The following is a 5248-nucleotide window of genomic DNA, read 5'->3' on the forward strand; positions in this document are numbered from 1 at the left end:
CACAACTGAGGCTTCCGGCAAGTGGATGAGTTTGGTCAATAGTGAGATATTCGCCTGTTACCAATTGCGGATTGACAAAAAACAGGTGATTCTCCCTGAACAAGCAAAGCAATTATTGATAGAGTACGAACGCTCTAAAAATAAACCTCATCACCACCGTCACTAATTTAGTAAGTAAGCATTGAGAAATTTCTCTAATTACAACATCTGAATTATATTATGTCCGAACAACAACAAATCAAACTTTGGGATGATTGGGACGATATTAATTTGTCTACTCCAGAACGTCGCATTGAACGCTTAGAAATTCTGCTGTGCCAAAAAGTACACAAAGGCGAGGACATATCTGAATGTCTGCAAGTTTTGGAGTATTTGAAAAATTGCACGACTCACCAGAAGTTGGAGTCTGTTTTCTTTAGGCGAGTTCATTCTAAAATGACTTTCAACTCCTGGCAAATAATTGGTCAGGCTACCTTAATCTCTCTAAACGTTTTATTCTTGACATAAAAACCTCCCCAAAAATTAATCAAATTTAATCATTTTATTAAAATCATGACTCTGGAACTAAAGCATTTTGATCCCAGGCTCAATCAATGGATTTATACAGATGATCGCCAAACTATTTTAACTGAAAAGCTCAGTAATACTTTACTAGAATTTTACTTTCCTGATAAAAAATTATCCTTTGGACATTCGGATGAATACAGTACAGAGGAAGACTTAAAAAATCATCCAGATGGACATATCTTACTATTATCTTCAAAAACTCGCTTACTTTATGGAGAAAAGGAATGTTTAGAAACGATTCAAAAAATTTGTCCAGATAGTAAAGACCGTGGGGCTTATGGTTCCATCTTCCTTGGGGCTTGTAAAAATGCAATTCACGAAAAGCTAAACATTCTGGTAGTAGATGATTCTACTGATAACAGAGGTGAGAATGGAGGAATATTATCAAATGATTTGGCATATAAATTAGTTGGTGACTGTTATGGGCAGATTTCAACACAACTTTATGACAAAGTAACCTTAAGAGAATTCCAAGCAGATAAAAGCTATCGTGTAATTCAGCATCGATTTGGTTGGGTGGATGGAGCTGGGGAAGATGCCGCTAAATATCGTTTTGGCAAAGGAACACTCCGACCATACAAACTAGATGATATAAAATATGTAGACCCGAACAATGAACCCAAAATCGATATAATTCTTCCCATAAGTAGTTTTAAGGGAACAGATAAGGATAGACCAGCAGGGGCGACTAAACCTCAAATTAAGCCAGGATTATATCAGCAAAATATTTGGTTGGCTGAAAAAGGACAATCTCAGCATGGTCAGATGTCTATTTCTCAACTATTGGCATCTTTCCCCCAAGGAATTAAAGATTTTGCCGAAAAATTAGAGCTACAAGCTGAGAAACTAGCCTCTATTCAAGATGACCCTAGAATTGTTGCTGCTGACTATTGTGAAAAATACGAAAAACGCAAAGAATCATTGAACCAAAGTAAATTAAAAATAGGAGAACTTACTAGCCTTGAAGCAGATGTTAAAAACTTAGGGACAAATGATGACTTAGATGCAGATGAGGAATTAGATGACGAGAGTACTAAAGATGACTTGTTCATGTACAAGCTCATCAAAGCTGACTTGTTGGGTCATCAGCAGTTATTAGAAACGGAAAAAGTTAAACAGGAATTGAGTCGGTTTGTACAGAGCCAATGGCGAGATATCGCTTTAGGGAAAACGCTTACTTTTGACAGAGGGATGATTATCCCATCCAAAGATTTAAAAAATGGTGAAATCTGTGTTTCATGGGAAAAGAATGAAGAGAAAATTCTTAACTTCCGTTCTCCTTTTCTGAATTCTAACGGATTGTGTGTGTCTGCTAACAAGCACGTTAAAGATCGACTCGGGCCAGATGGTAAAGACCTCAAAGGTATAATTGTAGTCAATGACGAAGACCACAAGCGCATACAGCAAAGGATTGCACAGTTAGAAACGCAAGGGATTGATGTTGAAGAAATAGACCCAGCAGAAACAGAATCAGAACGCCAAGCACGAGACTACGATGGTGACTGCATTGGTGTGGCAAGAGCTAGCTTATATCCTAATTTAACAGCAGAGGCAGAGCGAAGAAATCTTCCCCAAAACGCCTATTCGCCCACGGTTAAGCTCAAAAAACAGTCATTTTATGATCCCAGCGATGGAACCCAGCCCCCTTTTGAAAAAATTGCTATTCACATGAGTGATAGCATCAGCGTGGGCATAATCAACAATCAAGTGACAGCACTGGAGGCATTAGAATCGGAAATTGAGGTACTAAACACTTATGGTACTTTAGAACAAAAATTAGAATATTTAGAGCAAGTATCTAGCCATTACCAAAGTTTATTTGAACAGGAATATAGCGAGAAGGCCAAACCAATTAGAGCAGAGTACAAGCCTTTCATGCAATCTGTTGTAGCTCTAGCAGAGAATCCTAACAGAACGCCAGAAATTATTCAGCAGGCGATGGATGTTAACCGCCTGATGTACCGGGAAATGATTGGTGAGGGATGTTATCAAAACCAAATAGCGGTTGATTTATTCAAAAGTGTTAAAAAACCTGAGATGGATAAAATCAGGGAAAACAGCCGCTACTTGTATCGTGATGTTAATTATATTAAAGATAAAAAGTCGCGTTCAGTTTATTTAAACAAGGGGATAACACCAAAGGGCTACTCACCAGTAGAATTATTGATTAGCCAAACTAATAAATATTTCCAAGAATCACAGTTAGAATCGCGTCCCATTGTCCAGTTTAAAGACTTGTTTCAAGGAGTAGAATTTACACCACAGCAAAAATTTGCAGCGATCGCCGCCAAATACGAATTTGATCTGAAGTTCAATGCTGCGGTTCGTGCCTCAAGGCGGCGAGAAACAGAGTCTGGCCCTAGCGCAGTTGTTCAAACGGATTCAGGAACGCAACTCGAAATTACCAATCTCACCCGTTACGGGCATCCCTTAATCTGGAAAGCCCAGACACTTAATATTCGCCTAGATGAGATTAAATTCACAAACAGTGAACGCCCCCACAAATTACTAGCAGTTGCACAGATAGATGGCGAGGTTGGGTCAGATGGAAAACCCGCTTACCGCAACCTGGGGACAGTTAGCCAACAATCTGTGACTGACCACAACCTCAAGGCGGGGATGGCCACGCAGGGAGCTAAACTCCTAGAACTAAAACCAGAACTTACTAGAACCCAAACTAAATTACTTTTCGACAAGGCACAAGAGGCGGCTCTCGCATTTTACGCTTCTATCCCAGAGTCAGAAAAACTTGCATCTGCTGCCGCCGCTTGGAACATCTGTGCATCCCGCCAAGATGAACTTGAAGTTGCAAGAAAAGAAAACGCAAACCCCCAAGCTTACGCTAAAAAAGTTTCTAATTTTGCCTTCGCTGCTTTCCCCAATGAGATTATCTCTCGCTTAGATAAATTGCAATTTACCGAACCAAAGTTAGTCACACTGAATAATGAAGCGAATCAATTTTTAGGTCGAGACTGGAACGCTCATGAAAAACATCCGATAGAAATCAGAGCTTCTCACCACCCAGTCGGACATGAACGCCACGTTTCCAGGCTAATGTTTGTCCAGGATACTGACGGCGAATACAAGGAATTCGCCATGCTCGAAACCAGAACTGCACAGCTTCCCATTGGTACAAAAGCGCTCTCTTGTATGGTTGGGATAGAACCTGCTACCGCCAAAGCAACTATTGGACTACCAGGAAACGAACCGGTTGAAATTACTATCCGTGAACTCAAGAACTTCTCTTATGCAGGACTTGTTTTTAACGCCGAATCGGTCAACTTAGAATTTGGCACTATGCCGGTAGCTGACAAAACAGTAAAAATCAAAATTGATGGCAAAACTCTGGGGGAGTTAGACAGTGATTCTGCCCAACAGTTAAAAGAAATTAATTATCTCAAAAATGGTAATCCCCTAAAATTAAAGCTCACGTCAATCTCTGAGACAGGAGATCAAGCTTTTGTCCTGGGTGAGTCTCCCAATGGAAATCTCCTCAAAATTAATAAAATTAACTTCTATGATTTTTCTGGTCAGACATTCAACGATCAAGATTACCGAAAACTGACTATCGAAACCTCAGCTTCTAAAACTAGAGATGCAGTATTTCTCAATGGTGAACCCTTGGGAGTGTTGCACTTCAAAAAAGACAAAGACGCGCTCAGACAGCTTGGATTGCTCAAAACCGAAAAACTTACCCCAGCCCCCGCTATTATTGAAAGTAACTTCTCTGTTATTTGCGCTCAAATTGATCCTAAGACCGTTGAATATCCTACTATTTGGACGAAGGAATTTCAGGCTTTTGGGACTCAATCGGTTAACCCTCAACAGCAAGAGATGATTGAGAAGAGTGCGAAAATTCTACATCAGATTAAAAAGCGTCCTACTTTCTTATTTTCGACAGAATCAAACAAAAAACTTGCAGTCATGGGCTTGGCTGTTGACAACCAGAAAGCTGAGACTGTGACTAAATGGTTAACTGCTCAAAAAGTTGAATGGCAGCAAGTACCAACAGAAGATGTGATCAAGGAAACTAAAAAAGGTCTAGCCGTATTTAACTTGGTTGATAGCTCCATCCCTGCCAAAACTTTAGAAAGCATGACCAAGAAATTTGGGGCTGTGATTGAAACGGATAGTGAGTATCAACAAAGAGTTAATTCCCTCGCTACACGACCGCAGTTTTTGAAACCACCAGAACAAACAGCACAATCCCCACCTAACCAATCAACTCTATTACTCTCCACTACTCCTTCTACACCAGGCATTAGTAATGGTGTGAAAACCGAACTTCTAAGTGTAGAGAAGCTCCCGACAGTCACTATTGATGACTTGAGAAATTGGTACAATGCCGCAGATAAGTTAGGGAAGCCGGAAAATTACAAAAAACGCATTGTAGAAGTGGCCAATCAGTTTAAAGCTGGTGAGCAATTGTCAGCCGAAGCGTTGACAGTAATGAATAAAGATAAATTTGAACTTGAAGCCATCAGTCGGCTCACTCAAATTGCTCAAAGGATTGGCATGACCTGGGGTAAATCTGATGAAAATGGTACTCAAGTTCTAGGAAAGATTTATGACTTGGTTTTCAATACCGAGCAAAGGGATTTAACTATTTCGCAGAAAAATGGGGAGGTATAGCAATCGTCAAGGTGGTTAGGACAAACAGTATAATCTATGAGTAAAGTAA

Annotated in this window: 2 protein-coding genes; both read left to right on the top strand. The window is 40.0% G+C overall.

What is annotated here, in order from left to right; all coding sequences use genetic code 11:
- The first annotated feature begins 219 nt into the window (after window positions 1-219).
- Entirely contained in the window at window positions 220-507 is a 288-nt protein-coding gene (locus tag RMY63_RS40985) for a hypothetical protein (RefSeq protein WP_322734158.1), read from the top strand.
- A 45-nt stretch (window positions 508-552) separates the two neighbouring features.
- Window positions 553-5199 (top strand): hypothetical protein, encoded by a 4647-nt coding sequence (locus RMY63_RS40990; protein ID WP_322734159.1) that lies wholly within the window; start codon window positions 553-555, stop codon window positions 5197-5199.
- The last annotated feature ends 49 nt before the right edge of the window (window positions 5200-5248 follow it).

The sequence above is a fragment of the Nostoc sp. ChiQUE01b genome, assembly GCF_034531255.1.
Classification (GTDB): Bacteria; Cyanobacteriota; Cyanobacteriia; order Cyanobacteriales; family Nostocaceae; genus Nostoc.

Bases quoted from the DNA above. Each gene is read 5' to 3' on its own strand.
- RMY63_RS40985 (WP_322734158.1), top strand. From the start codon at position 220: ATGTCCGAACAACAACAAATCAAACTTTGGGATGATTGGGACGATATT.
- RMY63_RS40990 (WP_322734159.1), top strand. From the start codon at position 553: ATGACTCTGGAACTAAAGCATTTTGATCCCAGGCTCAATCAATGGATT.